The following is a 19614-nucleotide window of genomic DNA, read 5'->3' as shown; positions in this document are numbered from 1 at the left end:
TTATAAACCGTCAATCTGATTTTTGCTTAAAATGGTACCGATGGAATTCAAAAACCAAATGTAGGAATTTTAAATTGCATGTCGAATAATTCATAAGGAACAATGAGTCTAAGGGGGTTCATACTGATGCCCGCATTGAATGTCCTTTTCCTTAATCCTTTAGCCGAACGTCATACCCAGACCATTACCAACATGATCCCTGATACCAGCGTGATAAGCTGCGATTTGGCGCACGCGCCGGAATACATAGAAAACACGGATATTCTGGTAGCTTGGGGATTTGCGGATATTCGCCGGTTATACCTTGCTGCGCCCAAACTGAAATGGGTGCACGCTCTAAGCGCAGGAGTGGAAAATCTGGTATTCCCGGAAATCCAGCAAAGCAATACCATTCTGACGAATTCCCGCGGCATACATGGCATACCCGTTTCCGAGCATGTTTTTGCTTTCATGCTGGCCTTTACCCGCGGCTTCAATCTTTTCATCCGCCAGCAGCAGCAGCATATTTGGAAACGGGTAGAGCCTCAGGAGATCCACGAAAAGACCATCGGGATCGTAGGCCTGGGTAGCATCGGCCGGGAAATCGCCAAAAGGGCCAAAGGCCTGGGCATGCACGTGTTAGCCACCAAACGCACCGCAACCACCGAGATCTTTGTGGACAAAATGTATCCGGCCGAACGGATGAATGAAATGCTGTCCCAATGCGATTTCGTTGTCGTGACCCTGCCATTAACCGAAGATACCAAAGGGTTATTCCGGCTGGAACAGTTTAGCGCTATGAAACGGACGGCCTACTTTATCAACATTGCCCGCGGCGCGGTGGTATGCCAGCCCGACCTGGCGGACGCCCTGGAACAGGGTCTGATTCAGGGGGCAGGGCTGGATGTGTTCGAGCATGAACCACTGCCGGCCGAAAGCCCTCTCTGGGACATGTCCAACGTCATTATCACGCCCCATGTGGCCGCTCTGTCTCCCCATTATCTGGACCGGGCCGTCAAACTTTTTGCCGATAATTTACTGCGCTACGTTAATGACCGGGAGATGTTCAATGTAATTGACAAGGTTAAGGGTTATTAAAAGGGGCCGTTGGAAAAGAATACTGCCACTAGCTATCGCTCTGGTAATTAAGATAATACCCTCAAGTATACTGGAGGCATGCCGGGAAGAAGCAAGAAACAATCCTCCGGCTGGCAAACCAAAAATTTGGCTAGCAGCCTATGTAATTATAGTGATGTGGCTTATGGCGCTGTACGCCTTGTACACAATAAACCATTAAATAAACAGGCCGTCGAAAACTCCCCATCCAAGGAGAATCTTTCGACGGCCTGACTTTTTCTGCGGCTCCCCTAGCCAAAATAGCGCAGGGCGGCATACCCTTTTGTCTCTTGCTGTTCCTGGGCCTGACTCTGAGTCGCGGACGCCATGGCCAATTCTACGGTGCGGCCGGCCCGGCGAAGTTTTCCAGCCTCGCTGATAGCTTGATCCATTTTATTCTCGGCCCAAGCGATATAAAAATCCTTTGCCGCGGTTGGCATTGCCATTCCCTGCCGCTCCCGGGCCAGCATGACCCTCTCAATGCCCAGGGCAAAGCCGGTAGCCGGAAGGTTGACCCCAAAGTCAGAGGCCATGTTATCATAGCGTCCGCCGCCGCATAATGGGAACCCAAGCCCCGGCGTATAGCCTTCAAATACCATACCGGTGTAGTAGTCAAAATCCCGGATGATGCCTAAGTCAAAATTCACATTTTCATTTAATTCATAATGCTTTAACTGCTGATAAATATAGTCCAAGTTCTCCAGGGCCCCGCGGGCTGTTTGATTCTTCACCATTTTGTAGCCCTGGTCCAGGATCTCTTCTTTCCCGCTCATCAACGGTATTTTGCGCAATATTTCCCCTGCGGCCTGGCTCAGCCCGCTGCGGGCGATAAGCGTGTCAAGACCCACCAGATCCCGCTTCAACATGGCCTTTTTGACCAGCAGGCGTTCTTTGGCGGTCAGATCGAATTCAGCCATCACACCGTTGATAAAGTCCACCTGTCCCAACCCGATTTGAAAGTTTTGCAAGCCGGCCTGCTGTAGGCCAGTAACCGCCAGGGCAATTACTTCGGCGTCAGCCGCCGGTTGCCGGGCCCCCATCAATTCCACCCCTGCCTGGTAAAATTCGCACTGCCGGCCGGTTTGAGCCTGTTCCTGGCGAAATACATTGGCCAGATAAAACAGGCGCAAGGGCATTGGGCTCTCCTGCAGACGAGCGGCGGCGACCCTGGCGATGGGAGTAGTCATATCCGACCGCAGCGCCAGGATCTGATTATTGCGGTCAAAAAATTTAAAAGCATTTTCGCTTAACTCGCCGCCGGCCCCGGTGGTTAATGTTTCGTAATACTCCATGGTGGGAGTGACCACTTCCTCATAACCCCAGACAGTAAACAATCGAGCCAGCTGGCCCTCCAAAAGCCGTTTGCCATGAGCCTGCTGCGGCAAAAAATCCCTGGTCCCGTATGGAATTTGCGGTACATAATCCTTCCGGTTTGTCAATTCTACTCCTCCCCACATTTCTGTTGCAAAATTATCTGTAGCCCCGGACCGTTCAAAAAGGCCCAGATGCCAGGCCCGCCCACAGGAGGCTGAAGTGACGCAGCTGGTCCTTTTCAACGGTCCTCCCCTAATCGCTCCAGTACTATCTTATATCCGTCCGCTCCATAGTACAAACACCGCTTCACCCGGCTGATCGTAGCAGTGCTGGCGCCTGTCCTCGCCACAATTTCATCATAGGTATGACGCGCTTCCAGCATCCGGGCTACTTCCAGGCGCTGTGAAAGTGCCTTGAGCTCCCCGATGGTGGAGATATCCTCAAAGAACTGATAGCATTCTTCCTCGCTTTTTAATAACAGCACCGCGCGCATAAGCTGATCCGTTAACTCGTCTTTGAGTTTTGGATTGATCGCCACTGACTGCTCCCCCTTTTCATTCTGTCTTAATTTTTAGTTCGCCACTTACCTTTCCTTTCCTGCTTTACTCCTTTTATTCTTTACCGGATAAAATCAAAAAAATAAGGAATCGATCAATTCGGAATATAACTTTATTTGCCGTCCTATTGACAGACTTTCGCCAACATGCTACTATATATTTCATCAACTATAACTATATATGTTTAAGATTTCATCAAGAGTTGGCTGAGGGACTGGCCCGATGACGCCGCGGCAACCATCGCATTTTGCGAAACGGTGCCAATTCCATCAGGATTTTTCCTGACAGATGAAAGAGATGGCGTGATCACCCCTCTTCGTCTGCTATACGAAGAGGGGTTCTTAAATTTTTTCGGAAGGAGTCAATTAAAATGCCAAAAGACCTCATGATCGCCATGAGCGACCTTGAAAAGACCTATAGCAGCGCCAGAGGCAATGTACATGCGATACAAGGCGTCAGCCTGAGTGTAACCCGGGGCGAAATCTTCGGAATCATTGGCAAAAGCGGCGCCGGCAAAAGCACCCTGATCCGCTGCATCAATATGCTGGAAAGACCCACCCAGGGGTCAGTTCTGGTGGACGGTCAGGAAATGACTGTCCTGCCGGAAGAGGAGCTGCGGCAAGTCCGCAAAAAAATCGGTATGATCTTTCAGCACTTCAACCTGCTGACCTCCCGCACTGTTTACGATAACGTGGCCTTTCCCCTGGAACTGGCCGGCTGGAACAAATCCCAGATCCGTGAGGCAGTGATGCCGCTCTTAGAGCTGGTAGGGCTGGCCGATAAAAAAGATCAGTATCCGGCGCAGCTAAGCGGCGGCCAGAAGCAACGGGTGGGCATCGCCCGGGCGTGCCAACAAACCGAAAGTGCTGCTGTGCGACGAAGCCACCTCAGCCCTGGATCCGCAAACCACCAAATCAATTTTGGAACTGCTGAGGGATATCAATCGCAAGCTGGGATTGACCATTGTCCTGATTACCCATGAGATGCAGGTCATCAAAAAAATCTGCGATCGGGTGGCAGTCATCGACAACGGCAAGATCATCGAACAAGGGCCGGTTCTGGATTTGTTCGCCAAACCCCAGGCACCCATCACCCGGGAGTTCATCCGGACCATTGTCAATTACGACCTGCCTGACTTCTTTCAGAATACCGCTTTCTCCGCCAAGCCGCTGCCAGACGGCAATCTGGTCATCCGTATCTCATTCATCGGCCAGGCGGCCCAGGAGCCGGTCATTGCCAGCGTCATCCGCCGCTTTAATGTGGATGCCAGCATCCTGTTCGGCAATATTGACCATATTCAACACACTACTTTCGGCACTCTTTTGCTGGAAATATCTGGGGAGCAAACTTCCCTGGATAATGCCCTCCAGTATCTGAAAGCCCGTGATTTAGGAATTGAGGTGATTGGCTATGTCGCAAGAACTAATCGTGCTATTGGCTGAGTCTCTTTGGGAAACCTGCTATATGGTGGGTGTATCCGCACTGGCGTCCGCTATCCTTGGCCTGCCCCTGGGCGTGATTCTGGTGGCTACCGACAAGGGCCATATTCTGGAGAACCTTTATATCAACCGCATCTTAGGCGCGATTGCCAACGCTGCCCGTTCCACACCGTTTATCATCCTGATGGTAGCCATCATCCCCCTGACCCGCCTGATCGTGGGCACATCCATCGGCACTGAAGCCGCCATTGTACCGCTAAGTATAGCCGCTATTCCCTTTGTCGGCCGGATCGTCGAATCATCCCTGCGGGAAGTGGACCATGGCGTGGTGGAAGCCGCCCAGGCTATGGGAGCCTCGCCTCGGCAGATTATCTTTAAAGTATTGATTCCGGAAGCACTGCCCTCCATTATTCTCGGGCTGACCATCACCGTCATCAGCCTGATCGGCTACTCGGCCATGGCCGGGGCCATCGGCGGCGGCGGCCTGGGAGACCTGGCCATCCGCTATGGATATCAGCGTTTTCGCGCCGATATCATGCTGATCACCGTAATAATTCTCATCGCCCAGGTACAGATTGTTCAGTCCTGCGGGGATTACCTGGCACGACGCTTAGATAAACGATAAATGTTAAGGAGGTTTACCCATGAAAAAGCTTGCTCTCATTCTTACCCTTCTCTTCTCCCTGTCCCTTCTGGCTGCCGGCTGCGGCGGCACTAAACAGGAAACACAGACAGATAAACCCCTAAAAGTAGGCGTTACCGCCGGTCCTCACGCCGAAATCATGGAAATGGTAAAGAAGGTCGCCGAAAAAGACGGTCTCAAGATCCAGATCGTCGAGTTCAACGACTATGTTCAGCCCAATGTGGCTCTGCATCAGGGAGATATTGACGTAAACAGCTATCAGCATCAGCCGTATTTGGATAATATGATCAAAGACCGTCAGTATGATATCACCAGCGTGGCTAAAACCGTTATCTTCCCGATGGGACTGTATTCGCAAAAAGTCAAAAGCATCGTCGAGGTCAAAAGCGGCGCTGTAGTGGCCATTCCCAACGATCCCACCAACGGCGGCAGAGCTCTGCTGCTTTTGGAATCACAGGGCCTGATTAAATTGAAATCGGGCGCCGGCATTCTGGTCAGCGTGGCCGATATTGCCGAAAATCCGAAAAATATCAAAATCCGTGAGCTGGATGCGGCTCAAATCCCCCGCTCTCTGGCGGATATGGACCTGGCAGCCGTTAATACCAACTACGCCATGACTGCCGGCTTAGTACCGACCAAAGACGCCCTGGCTCTGGAAGACGGCAATTCTCCTTACGCCAACATCGTTGCCGTTCAGTCCAAGAACAAAGACAATCCTGCCGTACAAAAACTGCTCAAAGCTTATCAAACTGACGAAGTGAAAAAATTTATCCAGGAACATTTCAAAGGTTCCGTATTGGTTGCCTGGTAAGCGAACCGGATTGATATAAAACAGAATAAAGAGGCCGCAAAGGGTTTTTCCACTCTGTGCGGCCTCCGGTTTTGATTGCGCCAGCGTTTTTTTGTTAAACAACAAATCATGTATTTATGTATGTAAACATATATAAATACATAAATTGATAAATCAGAATATACTTTACACATTCATTAGAAAGTCAGCCAATTTGAGCAGGATTTCCCCTGGTGGCGTCGTAATTGTTCAACAGCAGAAACGGTTTCAGTAATGAACCCAGCGTTTCAGCGGGAAAATTGGCTGCCAGCATAGCAAACAGCATCCGCTTTCCCCCCAAATGATACTATACGGAGGTGAGAAAATGGCGTTGAAAATTATCGAAAAACGTTGTAAAGGTTGCGGCATATGTGTTACATTTTGTCCTAAACAGGTACTGGGACTGAGTGAGCTTGAAAAAGTAATCGTCCTTGATGAAAGCAAATGCATTAGCTGTAAGCAATGTGAAATGCGGTGTCCCGATTATGCGATTTTTGTAGAGAAGAAGTAGAGAAGACTTAAGGAGTGGATATAGAGTGGCAAAAGTTCTTCTTATGCAAGGGAACCAAGCCTGTGCCGAGGGCGCTATCGCAGCAGGTGTCAAGTTTTTTGCCGGATACCCCATCACCCCGTCCACGGAAATTGCGGAGTCTCTGGCCAAACGCCTGCCGCAGGTTGGCGGGAAATTCATCCAAATGGAAGATGAAATCGCCAGTATGGCGGCAATCATCGGCGCTTCCCTGACAGGGAAAAAAGTTTTAACCGCAACCAGCGGCCCCGGGTTTTCGTTAAAGCAGGAATTGATCGGCTATGCGGCCATTACCGAGACCCCTGTAGTCATTGCCAACGTACAGCGGGTGGGTCCCAGCACCGGACAGCCTACCGCCGCCGCTCAAGGCGATGTGATGCAGGCCCGCTGGGGTACCCATGGTGATCATCCGATCATCGCCCTGACGCCGGCCAGTGTGCCTGAATGTTTTTCCCTCACAATCAAAGCCTATGAAATGTCGGAGAAATACCGCGTACCGGTCATTTTCCTGATGGACGAGGTAATCGGCCACATGCGGGAAAAGATTGAGCTTCCTGACTATAGTGAGGTAAAGCAGCCTTGCCGTAAAGCCCCCGCCGCTCCCAGCGCCGACTACCAGGCCTACAAGCCTGACCAGGACTTGGTGCCGCCCATGGCTGCCTTTGGGCAAGGCTACCGGTATCACGTAACCGGCCTGGTCCATGACGAAACCGGCTTCCCCAACGGTTCCCCGGCTGCTACCGCAAAGTTGCTGAAACGATTGCATGAAAAAATTGAAAACCATCTGGATGATATCGTCCTCTATGAGGAATATCGCCTGGAAGACGCCGATACCGCCATCATAGCCTACGGCGGAACGGCCCGTTCGGCTTACGCCGCCATTGACATGGCCCGGGAGCAGGGAATCAAGGCCGGCATGTTCCGCATGATTACCATGTGGCCTTTCCCTGACAAACAGATTGCCAAACTGGCGACGAAAGTAAAAAACATCGTGGTTGCCGAAATGAATTACGGCCAGGTTGTGGGAGAAGTAAAACGGGTTGTGGAAGGCAAGGCTCCAGTGAAGCTGGTGGCCAAGTACGATTCCGATCCGATTTCGCCCAAGGAACTGCTGCAGGTTTTAGGGGGCCGTTGAAACAGGCCCGTCTGCCTCGTTGCAACAGATTCCCATTCCGAAAAAAATCAGGAGGCGTGTTATGGCTATAGAACAAATGGAAAAACTCGTTGAGAAATATTTCCGGCCCCGCCTGCCGCATATCTGGTGCCCTGGCTGCGGCAACGGCATTGTGACCGGCGCGATCGTAAAGGCTATTGATAAGTTGGGACTCAACCAAGATGAAACCGTCATTGTGTCCGGCATCGGCTGTTCCTCACGGGCATCCGGTTACCTGAATTTCGACACAGTACACAGCGCCCATGGCCGGGCTCTGCCGGTGGCCACCGGCGTCAAGCTGTCCGAACCAAGACTGAATGTGATCGTAGTCACAGGCGACGGCGACAGCACCGCTATCGGCGGCAACCATTTCATTCACGCTGCCCGTCGCAATATCAACCTGACGGTGGTCTTGTACAATAACAATATTTACGGCATGACCGGCGGACAATACTCCCCCTTGACCCCCTCCCACAGCATCGCTACCACCGCTCCTTACGGCACTCTGGAGCGTCCTTTCGATGTTCCGGAGTTGGCCAAGGCTGCCGGAGCCACTTTCGTCGCCCGGAGTACCGCCTTTCACACCCAGCTGCTAGTAGATGTCATTGCCCAGGGCATTGCCCATGACGGCTTCTCTCTGATCGAAGCCGTGACTCAATGCCCGATCTATAACGGACGCCAGAACAAATTGGGCGACGCTCCAACCATGATGAAATGGCAACGGGATCATGCGGTGAATGTGGAAGCCGCAAAAAAAATGACTCCGGAACAATTGGCCGGCAAATTCCTCATCGGTGTGCTTCATAAATCGGAAGCTCCTGAGTATACCAAACAGTATGATGATCTGGTCATTGCCAATGCGCAGAAAGGAGCTAAGTAATTATGATGGAATTACGCTTATCCGGTTCAGGCGGTCAGGGCCTGATTCTCATCGGCATTATTTTGGCGGAAGCTGCGCTCCTGGACAACAAACTGGCCATCCAGTCCCAGTCTTACGGCCCGGAAGCCCGCGGCGGCGCCAGCAAAGCCGAAGTTATCATTTCGGAAAAACCGATTCATTATCCGAAAGTAACTGAGCCGGACCTGGTCCTGGCCATGAGCCAGGAAGCCACCAATAAATACGCCACTGATCTGAAAACCGGCGGCACTCTCATCATCGATACCACCTTTGTCAAGGACGTGCCGGCCCATGCCAAAAACGTTCTAAAACTCCCCATCACCAAAGTGGCTCACGAGCAACTCGGCAAAGCCCTGTTCGCCAATATCGTGGCCCTGGGCGCCATTGTATCCCTGACCAAAGCGGTTTCAGTGGAAGCAGTAACCAAAGCCGTCCTCCATCGGGTTCCCCAGGGAACCGAGGAAATCAACAAAAAGGCTTTGGAACTGGGTATGGGGTTAATAAAATAAGGCAGTAACTACAGGACCCTAAAATAAACCGGGGTATCACACGCGTTTTTTCCAACGTTTGCGATACCCCGGTTTCCTTTTTATTTTTTATTGTTTCCACAGAGATAGCGGCTTGGCTCCTGCTTCCCAGCCGGGAAAAATCGCCTGATATTTCGTCAGTCTGAAATGCCGGCGGAAGATTTCGGCTAATATTGCCCGGAAATCAGTAGTCACAGGCAACGCCTGTCCTTCTGCCAAATTGTCCGGTGCCAGTTCCGGAATCTGTCCGTAAACCCGGCCTCCGGCGACCTGGGTTCCCAGCAGAAATGAACAGGAACCTCGCCCGTGGTCAGTTCCGCCGGACTCATTTTCCTGAACAGTCCGGCCAAATTCAGTCAGGGTGGCTAATACTACCGATTGTTGCCGGGCACCGATATCCTGCCAGAATCCGGCCATACCTAATGCCAGTTCATAGGCCTGACGGGCAAACGGTCCGTTGGCGGTCCCCTGCCGAATATGGGTATCCCACCCTTCCAGCTCAACAAAGGCAAACCTCACGCCTGCGTCAGCCTTGATCAGCATGGCCAGCTGCCGCATAGCCCGGCCAAAGGCGGTGTTGGGATAGAGAATTCCCGTTTCCGGTAACAGGGATTGCTGCTGTACTGCCGCCAGTTTCTCGACAACTGCCTGAATTTCAGCGGCCGTTGCCTGCAGAGTCGGATAGTCGCTCTGCTGATACATGGACTGGAGACTTTGGGCCAGCCGGGCGTTATCTTCTCTCAGAAGCCCCAGCCGGTAGGAAAAATCCCTAATATTGGCCATAGCTGCAGCCGGCCTCTCTCCCCGCATGATCAGCGGCAAAATATGAGTCAGGGACACCAGGCTTAAGGGCTTGTTTCCGCCTAATAAAGCGTCGGCCCGGTTCAGCCAGCCGCTCTTGCTGTGTTTGCTGCCGGGTGTACCGGCTTCCAGATAATACTGGGCATCAGAATGAAAGCGGGAAGGATCCGGTGAGCCAACGCCGTGAATCATCGCCAGTTGTCCTGCCTGATACAAGGGCAGCAAGGGGGCCAGGGACGGATGCAGCCCGAACTGCCCATCCAGTGCCAGCATGCTTCCGGTCATAGCCAGCGTCGGCCGGCAACCGGTCAGATAGCGGTCGTTCAGCGGCGCCGCCGCCATAAGTCCGTCCATCCCGCCTTTTAGCGAAAGAATCACCAGCGTGTTAGACTCTGCCGGTCTGCCAAAGGAAGCAGCGGCGGCGTTGCCATATTCTCCCCCGGCCAGCAGCGCGATAAGGCCGGCCGTGGTTTGCAGAAACTGCCGACGTGTCAACAGCATAAAGTCCTCCTTTCAAACCCTGGAAGTCTGTGCCCAATTCATCTATGGCCTCGAATCCGGGACCGTTCAAAAAGGTCCAGATGCTAGGTAAGAGAAACGCTCTGCGTTTCCGTACAGTGAAGAATTCAGGCGACTTTTCATCTTATGCGGGCTCATCCACTATCGCGCCTTCCCGAAAAATCGCGGATTTTGATACAGCGCGACGAGGCCGGGCGTGAGACTGTACGTTCGCAGGGTACGTCGAACGGGCAACGATGCAGATGGGCCTTTTCCAACGGTCCCCCTAGTAACGTTGGAATTCAGGCGACGCCAGGACTAGTCCGGCTGCGTCGCGGATGGTTAGAACTGGCTGGGGATATTCTGTAGCCAGAGACGCAAAGCCGTCATATTTCCGTTCCGGCAGCATCCGGGCAGCTATGGGGGATAGACCTGCACCGGCGTAACGCTGAAGAGTATCGCCCCAGGGATCTGCCGACCAATTCACACCAGGAATTTGACCCCGGGCTAAGGCAAAGGCAAAGTTCATGCGTTGCAGCAGCGCACCGCTGTTAAGCCAGTCTGTTCCTTTATCGGAATATCCCGCCGGTGTGATGCAGGCATACCAGGGCTGTCCCAGACGGGCCATCCACCGGGTCAGGGAGCGGTAATCGGTCACCGTTGCGTCCAGGCTGCGGACTGCACTGATGATATAGGCCGCCGGCGGCTTAACCTTTTGTCGCAGCCCGGCTTGCTGCCAGAATTCCGGGGAGTTGACAATGCCCTGCAGCAAAGCCCGTAAATCGCCGTCAGTGCGCAGATAAATCCCGCTTAATCGCTTCACTGCCCCAGAGGGTGGTTTATCGGCAATAAACCTGACCGCCAGCTTGCGGGCAATGTTGTCGGCGGTGTCCTTCCGCCTGGCCAGCGCGACCAGCAGATTTTCTCCTTCAGCCATCCCGCCCGGCAAAATAGCAGCGCCCAGGACCGCCTTCTCTTTCGCATCATGCAAACCAGAGAGGAATAAGAAACCGTGAGATCCCAAGGCATCGCCGGTTTCATCCCGAGTGATCCGGGCCGCCAGCCGCTCTCCCGCCTGCCCCCGCGGTAAGACGGTCCAGCCGGTAAACACCCGGGCAACTCCAGTGACATCCTGTGGCTTATACCGGTTTGCCGCACCCAGGGTGTGAAGTTCAAGCAGGGCGCGAGCATAGTTTTCATTCAGACCGCCCTGGGGTAAAGCGGCCCCGTCATCAAAGGACGAAGCATTATCCAGATAATAGAGCATGGCCGGATGCTTCGCCGTTGCCTTCAGCAGTTCACTGTATTTGCCGAACAGATGCGGCCGGATGGCATCCCGTTCATAAGACAATATGTAAGGCAAAGCCCGGCTGTCAGTGACCGAGACGTTGAATTGATTAAACCAAAAATCGGTAAGGACTTCCACTAATTGATTTTCACTGTAAATCGCCCGGGCGATTTTTTGCTTATATAACTGCGCCACCAAGTCGTTCTGGCTGCCATATCCTTTGGCCTGACGATACTGCTCCAGCTTCCTGTTGGTCTGAGCTTCCGGCAAGGACCCCGCCGGTATGTATCCGTCCTGACGGGCCTCCATCCATACCGTACCCGCATTGGGATAAGCATAGGCCATCTGCCTGGCAGACAGACCCAATGCCGGCAGAGAAGCCAGTTCGGCCGCCAGCCTTTCTTCCGGCAGGGTCCCGGTCAACTGTTCCTCCCACCAATTTGAAACACCCTTTGCTACTACCATCTCTACCTCCCCAGGCCTGGCGCCGAAAGCAAACCGGTCCAACAGGAAGGCGGCAGCCTGCCGATCGGTCAGTCCGTATCGGGCGTAGGGCAGCAGCGATTGGGCTTGAGCCCGGATCATTCCGGAGGAAACAAGAGACAGGAAAAGCAACAGAAATACTAATATTCTCATCCATTCTCTCCTTTCCCGGATTAATGCCACAGAGGCCAACGCAATAGCACCAACGCCGCCATGCTCACGCCGGCGGCCATCTTAGCCAGTAAACCAAGGCCCTGGGCCACGACCACGTGCACCGCTACCCGCATGGCCTGTGATTTGTCCGTTCGGCTGTATTCCACACTATAACTGGCGGCAAAACCGCCGGCAGCCGATCCCAGAATGGTACCAATGACCGGCAGCAGCATGGTGCCGAGAAGAGCGCCGGCAAAGCCGCCGATATAGGCCGCAACCACCGCTGCCCGGGAAGCTTTCGCTTTTTTGGCTCCCACAGCCGCTGCCAGAAATTCCGCCCCTTCCCCGGCCAGATAGATCCCCAAGAGAAGACCTAAAAATCCCGGATCAAAAATTTGAAATCCTTCATAAAATCCATAGCCGGCAGCCAGCAGCAATACCAAAAGGTTGCCGGGCAAACCCAGCAGGGTAGAAAATACGGCGGCGCATAACAGAAGCGTCATACCGCCGGACAATAACACAGCATTAATATCCAGAGCCATCACCCGCCAGACAAAAGAATAAGGATTGAAACAAGTGACATAATGAGTAACTCATTCATACAGTATAGTAGATTACTTTAAGGAGGAGTTAAAAAATATGGGTTTATGCACCGAACTGCGCAACCTGTGCCTCATCAGAGAATTGGAACGTGAGCTGAATAATGATGTCCTGTTGTTTGGCTTTGACGGTTTAACTTACTTTGGCTGGCTGCAAAATATAGAGGATTGTCGCATTGCCACACTGGTACCGGCCAGAGTGGCATCCTCAAACTTTGTACAGATTCTCACTCCCGGCGGCACTGTCCAGAACGTCGAATTCGCCCGGGTTGATTTATGGCAGATCGTAGCCAGGGCCAGCGGTATCATCGCGGATCCTTTCATACCCCCTGTCGCAAACGCACGGCCTGAGGATGAGCAAGATTCTTCCCAGCGGCTGGACAGCTGCGACCTAATCCGCCAGTTGAACCGGATGGTGGGTGAAGACGTGGTGCTGACCACCTTCGGCGGCTTTGTGTTCCAAGGAGTCCTCAGCAAAACCGATGACAGACTGGCGTTTTTAACCGTAGACGAAATTCTTCTCCCCGGAATCGACGTGATCTCTTCCGATGACGTAAGGTCTGTCGTGGTGAATCTCGAAGCATTGACATCGATTGCCCGCGCCGTTGACTGCTGCCAAGATATTATTCCCCAGGCATAACCTTCAGTCAGAGATGTACGTACAGGAGTATCGTTTCCATTTAGAAGTAACCCACGTTTTTCCTGTCAAACAAATCAAAAAAGCATCGGGAAAGTTCCCCGATGCTACTATAACACGACTGATAGCCGGTTATCAACCGGCTATCTTTCTCAATTTTTACCGTTTATGGCCCTATGTCCTATATCCCGCCGAAAATAAGCGCCGGGAAAGGAGATATTTTCCAAAGCCTGATAAGCCTTACTCAAGGCTTGGCGAATGCCATCGCCCACCGCTGTCATACCCAGCACCCTGCCGCCGGCAGTGGTTACCTTGCCTTCCTTCAGGGCTGTTCCGGCATGAAATACCATGGCGCCTGATCCGGCAGCCGTTTCAAGGCCGGTGATCGGATCGCCCTTACGGTAGGTTCCCGGGTAGCCCCCTGCCGCCATCACCACACACACGGCAGCCTGATCCCGCCACTTGATCTCGGTTTCGGCCAGGGTTCCGTCGATGCAGGCCTCCATAACCGGGAGCAAATCGCTGGCCAGAAGGGGCAGCACTACCTGGGTTTCCGGATCGCCAAACCGGGCGTTGAATTCCACCACTTTGGGGCCGGCGTCAGTAAGCATCACTCCCAGATATAAACAGCCCTTATAGGTTCTCCCTTCCCGTCTCATGGCGTCTACAACCGGCTGCAGAATCTCCTGCTGAATCCGGGTCATGAGTTCGGGGGTCACGACCGGCGCCGGGGCGTAAGCGCCCATGCCGCCGGTATTGGGTCCCTGATCGCCATCATACACCCGCTTGTGGTCCTGGGCGGCCACCATGGTTTTGACGGTAGCCCCGTCGGTAAAGGTCAGAATGGAAGCTTCTTCCCCCTGCATAAATTCCTCAATCACTACCCGGCTGCCAGCTGCGCCGAAGGCCTGTTCCGTAAGCATGGCATCGACGGCCATCAAAGCTTCATTCACCGTCATGGCCACAATAACCCCTTTGCCGGCTGCCAGGCCGTCAGCCTTAACCACCAGCGGCGCTCCTTTTTGCCGGATATACTCTTTGGCGTCAGCCACGGTCTGAAACACTGCATAGCCTGCCGTAGGGATCTGATATTTGGCCATCAGATCTTTGGCGAAGGCCTTGGAACTCTCGATTTCGGCTGCCTGCCGTCCGGGGCCGAAGATTCGCAGCCCATGGGCGGTAAAGAGATCCACAATCCCGCCGGACAAGGGTCCCTCCGGCCCCACCACCGTCAGGTCAATGCCCTGCTGCCGGGCAAAAGAGCACAAAGCTTCACTGTCATTGCTATCCAAAGCAACGCACTCAGCCATCTCCCCTATGCCGGGATTGCCGGGCACGCAAAAAATTTTTTGAACCCTGGGGCTCTGAGCCAGTTTCCAGACCAGCGCATGTTCGCGCCCGCCGCTGCCAATGACTAATATTTTCAAACTTCCACTTCCCCTCAGCGTAACGGTCTCCTAATGTTTAAAATGACGGATGCCGGTAAACACCATGGCAATTCCTTTGGCGTCAGCCGCCTCAATGGACTCGGCATCTCTCACCGAGCCGCCGGGCTGGATAATGGCGGTGATGCCGCCTTTGGCCGCTGCGTCAACTGTATCCCGGAAGGGAAAAAAGGCGTCTGAAGCCATAACCGCACCGGCGGCCAGCTTGCCTGCCTGTTTCAGAGCGATTTCCGCCGCCCCTACCCGGTTCATCTGGCCGGCGCCTACCCCCAGGGTCTGATCGTTGCCGGCAAGGACAATGGCATTGGATTTCACATGTTTTACGATCCGCCAGGCAAACAAAAGCTGATCCCATTCAGCCGGTGTCGGCTGACGCTTGGTTACCGTCTGAAGCTGCTCTGAGATCAGGTCAACCTGATCCGCCTGCTGCAGCAAGATACCTCCGGAAACCGGCTTAATCGCCATTTCCCGGGAATCGGCTTCCTTCACAGGCAGTTCCAGCAGCCGGATATTCTGCTTTTGCTGCAATAAAGTCAGTGCCTCCGACGTATAGCCCGGCGCAATGACAGCTTCGACAAAAATCGTGCTGATTTCTTCCGCCGTGGCCAGATCCACCGTCTGATTTAAACCGACGATTCCGCCAAAAGCTGAAACCGGGTCCGCCTGATAGGCTTTGTGATAGGCAGCTGAAATCGTCTTGCCGCAGCCGGCGCCGCAGGGATTGGTATGCTTGATAATCACTGCCGCCGGCTGCTGAAACTCGGCCACGATGCTATAGGCGGCTTCTATATCCACAATATTATTGTAGGAAAGTTCCCTGCCATGGAGCTGTTTCGCGTTGGCCACTCCGGCGGCAACGCCGGACTTGGCGCGATAAAATGCCGCCTGCTGATGGGGATTTTCCCCATAGCGCAAATCCTGAATCTTTTCGTAGGCAAGGTGCAAGTCCGCCGGGAGCATGCCTGCATTCGTCTGGCCGGACAAATAACCGGCAATGCAGCCATCATAGGTTGCTGTATGGCTGAAAGCCTCACGTGCCAGCTCCCTGCGGGTTTCCGGCGAAATCCCTTCCTGAGCGGACAATTCCCGCAAAATCATCGGGTATCTGGCCGGATTCACCACTACCGCCACATGCCGGAAGTTTTTCGCTGCCGCCCGGATCATAGCTGGTCCGCCGATATCGATGTTTTCCACAGCTTCTTCCTGACTGACGCCGGGCTTGGCGATAGTGGCGGCAAAAGGATAGAGATTGACCACTGCCAGGTCAATGGGTTGAATGCCGTGTTCCTGCATAGCCTGAACGTGGTCCGGGTTGTCCCGGAGGGCCAGAATGCCGCCATGGATGAGGGGATTGAGAGTTTTAACCCGCCCGTCCATGATCTCAGGAAAGCCGGTGACATCACTGACATAAGTAACCGAAATGCCGGCCTCCCGCAATGTCTTCATAGTGCCGCCGGTGGAGATAATCCTGATTCCCTGCTCCTGCAGCCCTTTGGCAAATTCGATTAAACCTGTTTTATCTGAAACGCTGATTAAAGCGGTTTGTGGTTTCATAAGTGTGAGCCCCTTTCTTCCAGAAGAACCCGCCGTCCGGCCAGTTTAAGCTGCCCCTGACAAAACAACTGGATGGCCCGCGGGTACAGAACATGTTCCACCGCCAGGATCCGTTCAGCCAGGATTCCCGCCGTATCCTCCGGTAAAACCGGCACTGCTTCCTGCAGGATAATCGGACCGGAATCCACGCCTTGATCAACAAAATGCACAGTACAGCCAGACACTCTGACACCATAGTCAATCGCCTGTTGTTGCGCTTCCAGACCGGGAAAGGAAGGCAGCAGCGACGGATGGATATTCATTACCCTGCCGGCAAACCGGGATAAAAACTCCGATCCCAAAAGGCGCATAAATCCGGCCAGCACCACCAAGTCCACACGATGCAGTTTCAGTTCGGCCGCCAGAGCCTGCTCAAAATCCTGTTTGGAGGCAAATTTTCGCCGTTCAATGCACACAGCCGGGATATCCATGCCGATCACTCGCCGCAGGGCATTGGCCTCCGGCTTATCGCTGATCACGACCCCGATCTTGGCCTGGAGTCTGTCGGCCAGAATCGCATCCATAATCGACTGCAGGTTGCTGCCCCGGCCTGAAGCCAGAATGCCCAGCACTTTTCTGTCAGGCATCAAACACTCCTCCCCGTATGGTGACCTGCTGTTCTCCCGCCACAACGGTACCGATGACATAAGAGGCCTCGCCCTGCTGCCGTAAAGCCTGCTGCAAGTTGTCGGCCTCCTGGGCCGGCAGGATGATCATGTAGCCAATGCCCATGTTAAAGGTACGGTACATTTCCGGCCAGGCAACACCGCCCCAATTCTGCAGCAGCGAGAAGATCGCCGGCATAGGCCAGGCAGCGGCATCAATTTCCACGCCGCAGTCTTTGGGCAGGACCCGGGGAATATTATCATAAAAGCCGCCGCCGGTAATATGCACCATACCACGGATGTCGAATTTCCCCAAAAGGGGTAATATCACTTTCGGGTACAGGCGGGTGGGGGTCAGCAGTTCTTCCCCCAGAGAACGGCCCAGTTCGGGTATGATGTCGGCAGGTTTTTTCCCCTGCCGTTCAAAGCATATCTTACGGGCCAGGGAAAACCCATTGGAATGAAGCCCACTGGAGGGCAGGCCCACCAGAACGTCTCCCGTCCGGATTCTGTCGCCGGTGATAATTTTCGGCTGGTCCACCACCCCCACGGCAAAGCCGGCAATGTCATATTCGCCGTCAGGATAAAAACCTGCCATTTCAGCTGTTTCCCCGCCGATCAGGGCGCAGCCGGACTCCCGGCAGGCTCTGGCCACGCCGCTGACAATGGCTGCCACCTTCTCAGGCTGCAAGGTTCCCACTGCCAGATAATCCAGAAAAAATAACGGCTCGGCCCCCTGGACCAAAATATCATTCACGCACATAGCCACAGCATCCTGGCCGATGGTGTCATGCCGATCCAGCATAAAGGCCAGATACAGTTTGGTGCCCACACCGTCGGTGCCGCTGACCAGGACCGGCCGCTGATAATTTTTCCAGTTCAAAGCGAACATGCCGCCAAAACCGCCAATGTCGCCGATAACTTCCGGCCGGTAAGTAGCCCGCACATGCTGTTTCATCAACTCGACCGCCTTGTTGCCGGCATCGATATTTACGCCGGCTTGGGCATACGTCAGTCCTTGTTTCGAATTATTCTCCGCCATAACCTGCACCTCCGGTCCGGTAATTTGCTTCAAATACGTATTTATTATCTTCATTCTCAGCCCCGCCAGTCTCAGCTCCGGAGGGCGTCGCACAGGGATAGTCGGAATTGAAACAGGCATAACACATGGCATCCGGCCTGAGAGCCGGCATGGCCCGCATCAACCCTTCCAGCGACAGATAATATAAGGAGTCGGCGCCGATAAACTGCCGGATATCTTCCACCTGTTTGGAGGCAGCGATCAATTCTTTGCGCACGGCCGTATCAATGCCGTAGAAACAAGGGAATCCGATAGGCGGCGAACTGACGCACATATGCACTTTAACCGCGCCGGCCTCTTTCAGCATCCGGACAATCTTACCGCTGGTAGTGCCCCGGACAATCGAATCATCCACCATAATCACCGATTTGCCTTTGACGACCGAACTGACTGCATTCAGCTTCAGCCGCACGCTCGTGTCCCTTTTTTTTTGCTCCGGCTGAATAAAGGTCCGGCCAATGTAGCGGTTTTTCAGCAAACCCTCGGCGAACGGAATGCCGGATTCGCAGCTGAAACCCAGTGCCGCCGTTGTGCCGGAATCCGGTACGGATATGACGATGTCAGCCTTAAAGCCGCTTTCTTTAGCCAACTGCCGACCCATAGAAAATCTTGCCTGATGTACGCTCTGCCGGTCAATCACACTGTCAGGGCGGGCAAAATAGATATACTCGAAAACACAAAGGGCCTTGCGGCGATCACTGGGTGCCAGAGACAGGGAATGCAGTCCCGTATCGTCAATGACGACCATTTCTCCCGGTTCCACATCCCGAATCAATTCCGCCCCGATAGTATCCAAGGCGCAGGATTCAGAGGCAAGCACCCAACCGTCATGAAGCCTGCCGATGCACAGAGGACGAAATCCCTGGGGATCTCTTACTCCGATCAGTTTATCCTCGGTCATGACCGTCAGACAGTATGCCCCTTTTACCCGTGAAAGACTCTCCATGATTCTTTCTTCCACCGTAGCCTTGTTGGATCGGGAAATCAGATTGACGATGACCTCACTGTCGATTGAGGTTTGAAATACGCTTCCCTGCTGCTCCAGTTCGATTCTCAGCTCCCGGGCATTGGTCAAATTGCCGTTGTGGGACAGACTGATATGACCCCCGGAATAAGTGACCAGCAGAGGCTGAGTATTGCGCAAAAGGCTGGAGCCGGTGGTGGAATAGCGAACATGCCCTATCGCGATATGCGCCGGCATGCCGGGCACACCATGTCGGAACACTTCATTGACCAGCCCCATGCCGCGCTGGATATCCATGACAGTCCCATCGGTCACGGCGATGCCCGCGCTTTCCTGACCGCGATGCTGCAAGGCGAACAGCCCCCAATAGGTATTTAACGCTACATTATCATGGTCATCCCGGGAGAATATACCGAAGACGCCACATTCTTCATGCAGTTTGTCGCTTGTTTCACAATAGTGCACTGCCTGTACTCCCTTACC

18 protein-coding genes, 1 pseudogene and 1 riboswitch are annotated in these 19614 nt (G+C 53.7%); of the genes and pseudogenes, 9 read left to right on the top strand and 10 right to left on the bottom strand.

What is annotated here, in order from left to right:
* Window positions 1-126: 126 nt before the first annotated feature.
* Entirely contained in the window at window positions 127-1077 is a 951-nt protein-coding gene (locus tag ALO_RS02405) for a D-2-hydroxyacid dehydrogenase (protein WP_004092485.1), read from the top strand.
* Between the two features lie 269 nt (window positions 1078-1346).
* Here the strand turns inward: ALO_RS02405 and hisZ are convergent, their stop codons facing one another.
* Together hisZ and ALO_RS02395 are read right to left on the bottom strand one after the other, a co-directional pair.
* Window positions 1347-2552 (bottom strand): ATP phosphoribosyltransferase regulatory subunit, encoded by a 1206-nt coding sequence (gene hisZ, locus ALO_RS02400; RefSeq protein ID WP_040292583.1) that lies wholly within the window; start codon window positions 2550-2552, stop codon window positions 1347-1349.
* A gap of 95 nt (window positions 2553-2647) precedes the next feature.
* Window positions 2648-2947 (bottom strand): YerC/YecD family TrpR-related protein, encoded by a 300-nt coding sequence (locus ALO_RS02395; RefSeq protein ID WP_004092482.1) that lies wholly within the window; start codon window positions 2945-2947, stop codon window positions 2648-2650.
* A 208-nt stretch (window positions 2948-3155) separates the two neighbouring features.
* A riboswitch (SAM riboswitch) is annotated at window positions 3156-3261 on the top strand.
* A 90-nt stretch (window positions 3262-3351) separates the two neighbouring features.
* Between ALO_RS02395 and ALO_RS02390 the strand changes: the two are divergent.
* The 7 genes and pseudogenes from ALO_RS02390 to ALO_RS02360 all read left to right on the top strand — a co-directional run bounded on the left by ALO_RS02390 (window position 3352) and on the right by ALO_RS02360 (window position 8966).
* Window positions 3352-4408 (top strand): annotated as a pseudogene (locus ALO_RS02390) (methionine ABC transporter ATP-binding protein).
* Window positions 4377-5030: a methionine ABC transporter permease gene (locus tag ALO_RS02385; protein ID WP_040292545.1), complete on the top strand. Its 654-nt coding sequence runs from the start codon at window positions 4377-4379 to the stop codon at window positions 5028-5030. Before ALO_RS02390 ends, ALO_RS02385 begins: the two are co-directional and overlap by 32 nt.
* A gap of 19 nt (window positions 5031-5049) precedes the next feature.
* On the top strand, window positions 5050-5859 hold the full coding sequence (locus ALO_RS02380) for a MetQ/NlpA family ABC transporter substrate-binding protein (RefSeq protein WP_004092479.1): 810 nt from the start codon (window positions 5050-5052) through the stop codon (window positions 5857-5859).
* 343 nt (window positions 5860-6202) lie between these two features.
* Window positions 6203-6388 (top strand): 4Fe-4S binding protein, encoded by a 186-nt coding sequence (locus ALO_RS02375; protein WP_004092477.1) that lies wholly within the window; start codon window positions 6203-6205, stop codon window positions 6386-6388.
* A 25-nt stretch (window positions 6389-6413) separates the two neighbouring features.
* A complete protein-coding gene (locus ALO_RS02370; protein WP_004092476.1) occupies window positions 6414-7541 on the top strand; it encodes a 2-oxoacid:acceptor oxidoreductase subunit alpha in 1128 nt (375 codons plus the stop codon).
* A 76-nt stretch (window positions 7542-7617) separates the two neighbouring features.
* Window positions 7618-8439, top strand: a complete 822-nt coding sequence (locus ALO_RS02365; RefSeq protein ID WP_040292582.1) for a 2-oxoacid:ferredoxin oxidoreductase subunit beta — start codon at window positions 7618-7620, stop codon at window positions 8437-8439.
* Window positions 8440-8441: 2 nt separating this feature from the next.
* On the top strand, window positions 8442-8966 hold the full coding sequence (locus ALO_RS02360) for a 2-oxoacid:acceptor oxidoreductase family protein (protein ID WP_004092474.1): 525 nt from the start codon (window positions 8442-8444) through the stop codon (window positions 8964-8966).
* Window positions 8967-9053: 87 nt separating this feature from the next.
* On the opposite strand, the gene ALO_RS02355 is transcribed toward ALO_RS02360, so the two are convergent.
* From ALO_RS02355 to ALO_RS02345, 3 genes are all read right to left on the bottom strand, one after another.
* A complete protein-coding gene (locus tag ALO_RS02355) occupies window positions 9054-10286 on the bottom strand; it encodes a DUF1501 domain-containing protein (RefSeq protein ID WP_004092473.1) in 1233 nt (410 codons plus the stop codon).
* 283 nt (window positions 10287-10569) lie between these two features.
* Window positions 10570-12207: a DUF1800 domain-containing protein gene (locus ALO_RS02350; protein ID WP_004092471.1), complete on the bottom strand. Its 1638-nt coding sequence runs from the start codon at window positions 12205-12207 to the stop codon at window positions 10570-10572.
* 20 nt (window positions 12208-12227) lie between these two features.
* The gene (locus tag ALO_RS02345) at window positions 12228-12749 is read right to left on the bottom strand and encodes a DUF456 domain-containing protein (protein ID WP_004092469.1); all 522 of its coding nucleotides are present in this window, start codon (window positions 12747-12749) and stop codon (window positions 12228-12230) included.
* Between the two features lie 97 nt (window positions 12750-12846).
* On the opposite strand from ALO_RS02345, the gene ALO_RS02340 reads away from it, so the two are divergent.
* A complete protein-coding gene (locus ALO_RS02340; protein ID WP_004092467.1) occupies window positions 12847-13446 on the top strand; it encodes a hypothetical protein in 600 nt (199 codons plus the stop codon).
* A gap of 149 nt (window positions 13447-13595) precedes the next feature.
* On the opposite strand, the gene purD is transcribed toward ALO_RS02340, so the two are convergent.
* Genes purD through purF form a run of 5 tightly spaced genes read right to left on the bottom strand, consistent with a single transcriptional unit; the run spans window position 13596 to window position 19596 of the window.
* Window positions 13596-14870 carry a phosphoribosylamine--glycine ligase gene (gene purD, locus ALO_RS02335; protein WP_004092465.1) on the bottom strand — a complete coding sequence of 425 codons (1275 nt, stop codon included), beginning with the start codon at window positions 14868-14870 and terminating at the stop codon, window positions 13596-13598.
* Window positions 14871-14900: 30 nt separating this feature from the next.
* Window positions 14901-16442: a bifunctional phosphoribosylaminoimidazolecarboxamide formyltransferase/IMP cyclohydrolase gene (gene purH, locus ALO_RS02330; protein WP_004092458.1), complete on the bottom strand. Its 1542-nt coding sequence runs from the start codon at window positions 16440-16442 to the stop codon at window positions 14901-14903.
* On the bottom strand, window positions 16439-17068 hold the full coding sequence (gene purN, locus ALO_RS02325) for a phosphoribosylglycinamide formyltransferase (RefSeq protein WP_004092457.1): 630 nt from the start codon (window positions 17066-17068) through the stop codon (window positions 16439-16441). The genes purH and purN overlap by 4 nt, the downstream gene beginning before the upstream one ends.
* A complete protein-coding gene (gene purM, locus ALO_RS02320) occupies window positions 17061-18128 on the bottom strand; it encodes a phosphoribosylformylglycinamidine cyclo-ligase (RefSeq protein WP_004092445.1) in 1068 nt (355 codons plus the stop codon). Before purM ends, purN begins: the two co-directional genes overlap by 8 nt.
* The gene (gene purF / locus ALO_RS02315) at window positions 18115-19596 is read right to left on the bottom strand and encodes an amidophosphoribosyltransferase (RefSeq protein WP_004092443.1); all 1482 of its coding nucleotides are present in this window, start codon (window positions 19594-19596) and stop codon (window positions 18115-18117) included. The genes purM and purF overlap by 14 nt, the downstream gene beginning before the upstream one ends.
* Window positions 19597-19614: the final 18 nt, after the last annotated feature.

Source organism: Acetonema longum DSM 6540, from assembly GCF_000219125.1.
Taxonomy (GTDB): Bacteria; Bacillota; Negativicutes; order Sporomusales; family Acetonemataceae; genus Acetonema; species Acetonema longum.
The sequence above is the reverse complement of the archived record's forward strand: the minus strand, read 5'-3'. Positions and strand labels throughout refer to the sequence as shown.

Bases quoted from the DNA above. Each gene is read 5' to 3' on its own strand.
- ALO_RS02385 (WP_040292545.1), top strand. From the start codon at position 4,377: ATGTCGCAAGAACTAATCGTGCTATTGGCTGAGTCTCTTTGGGAAACC.
- purN (WP_004092457.1), bottom strand. From the start codon at position 17,068: ATGCCTGACAGAAAAGTGCTGGGCATTCTGGCTTCAGGCCGGGGCAGC.
- ALO_RS02350 (WP_004092471.1), bottom strand. From the start codon at position 12,207: ATGAGAATATTAGTATTTCTGTTGCTTTTCCTGTCTCTTGTTTCCTCC.
- ALO_RS02345 (WP_004092469.1), bottom strand. From the start codon at position 12,749: ATGGCTCTGGATATTAATGCTGTGTTATTGTCCGGCGGTATGACGCTT.
- purH (WP_004092458.1), bottom strand. From the start codon at position 16,442: ATGAAACCACAAACCGCTTTAATCAGCGTTTCAGATAAAACAGGTTTA.
- ALO_RS02340 (WP_004092467.1), top strand. From the start codon at position 12,847: ATGGGTTTATGCACCGAACTGCGCAACCTGTGCCTCATCAGAGAATTG.
- hisZ (WP_040292583.1), bottom strand. From the start codon at position 2,552: ATGTGGGGAGGAGTAGAATTGACAAACCGGAAGGATTATGTACCGCAA.
- ALO_RS02355 (WP_004092473.1), bottom strand. From the start codon at position 10,286: ATGCTGTTGACACGTCGGCAGTTTCTGCAAACCACGGCCGGCCTTATC.
- ALO_RS02380 (WP_004092479.1), top strand. From the start codon at position 5,050: ATGAAAAAGCTTGCTCTCATTCTTACCCTTCTCTTCTCCCTGTCCCTT.
- ALO_RS02365 (WP_040292582.1), top strand. From the start codon at position 7,618: ATGGAAAAACTCGTTGAGAAATATTTCCGGCCCCGCCTGCCGCATATC.
- ALO_RS02405 (WP_004092485.1), top strand. From the start codon at position 127: ATGCCCGCATTGAATGTCCTTTTCCTTAATCCTTTAGCCGAACGTCAT.
- purM (WP_004092445.1), bottom strand. From the start codon at position 18,128: ATGGCGGAGAATAATTCGAAACAAGGACTGACGTATGCCCAAGCCGGC.
- ALO_RS02375 (WP_004092477.1), top strand. From the start codon at position 6,203: ATGGCGTTGAAAATTATCGAAAAACGTTGTAAAGGTTGCGGCATATGT.
- ALO_RS02360 (WP_004092474.1), top strand. From the start codon at position 8,442: ATGATGGAATTACGCTTATCCGGTTCAGGCGGTCAGGGCCTGATTCTC.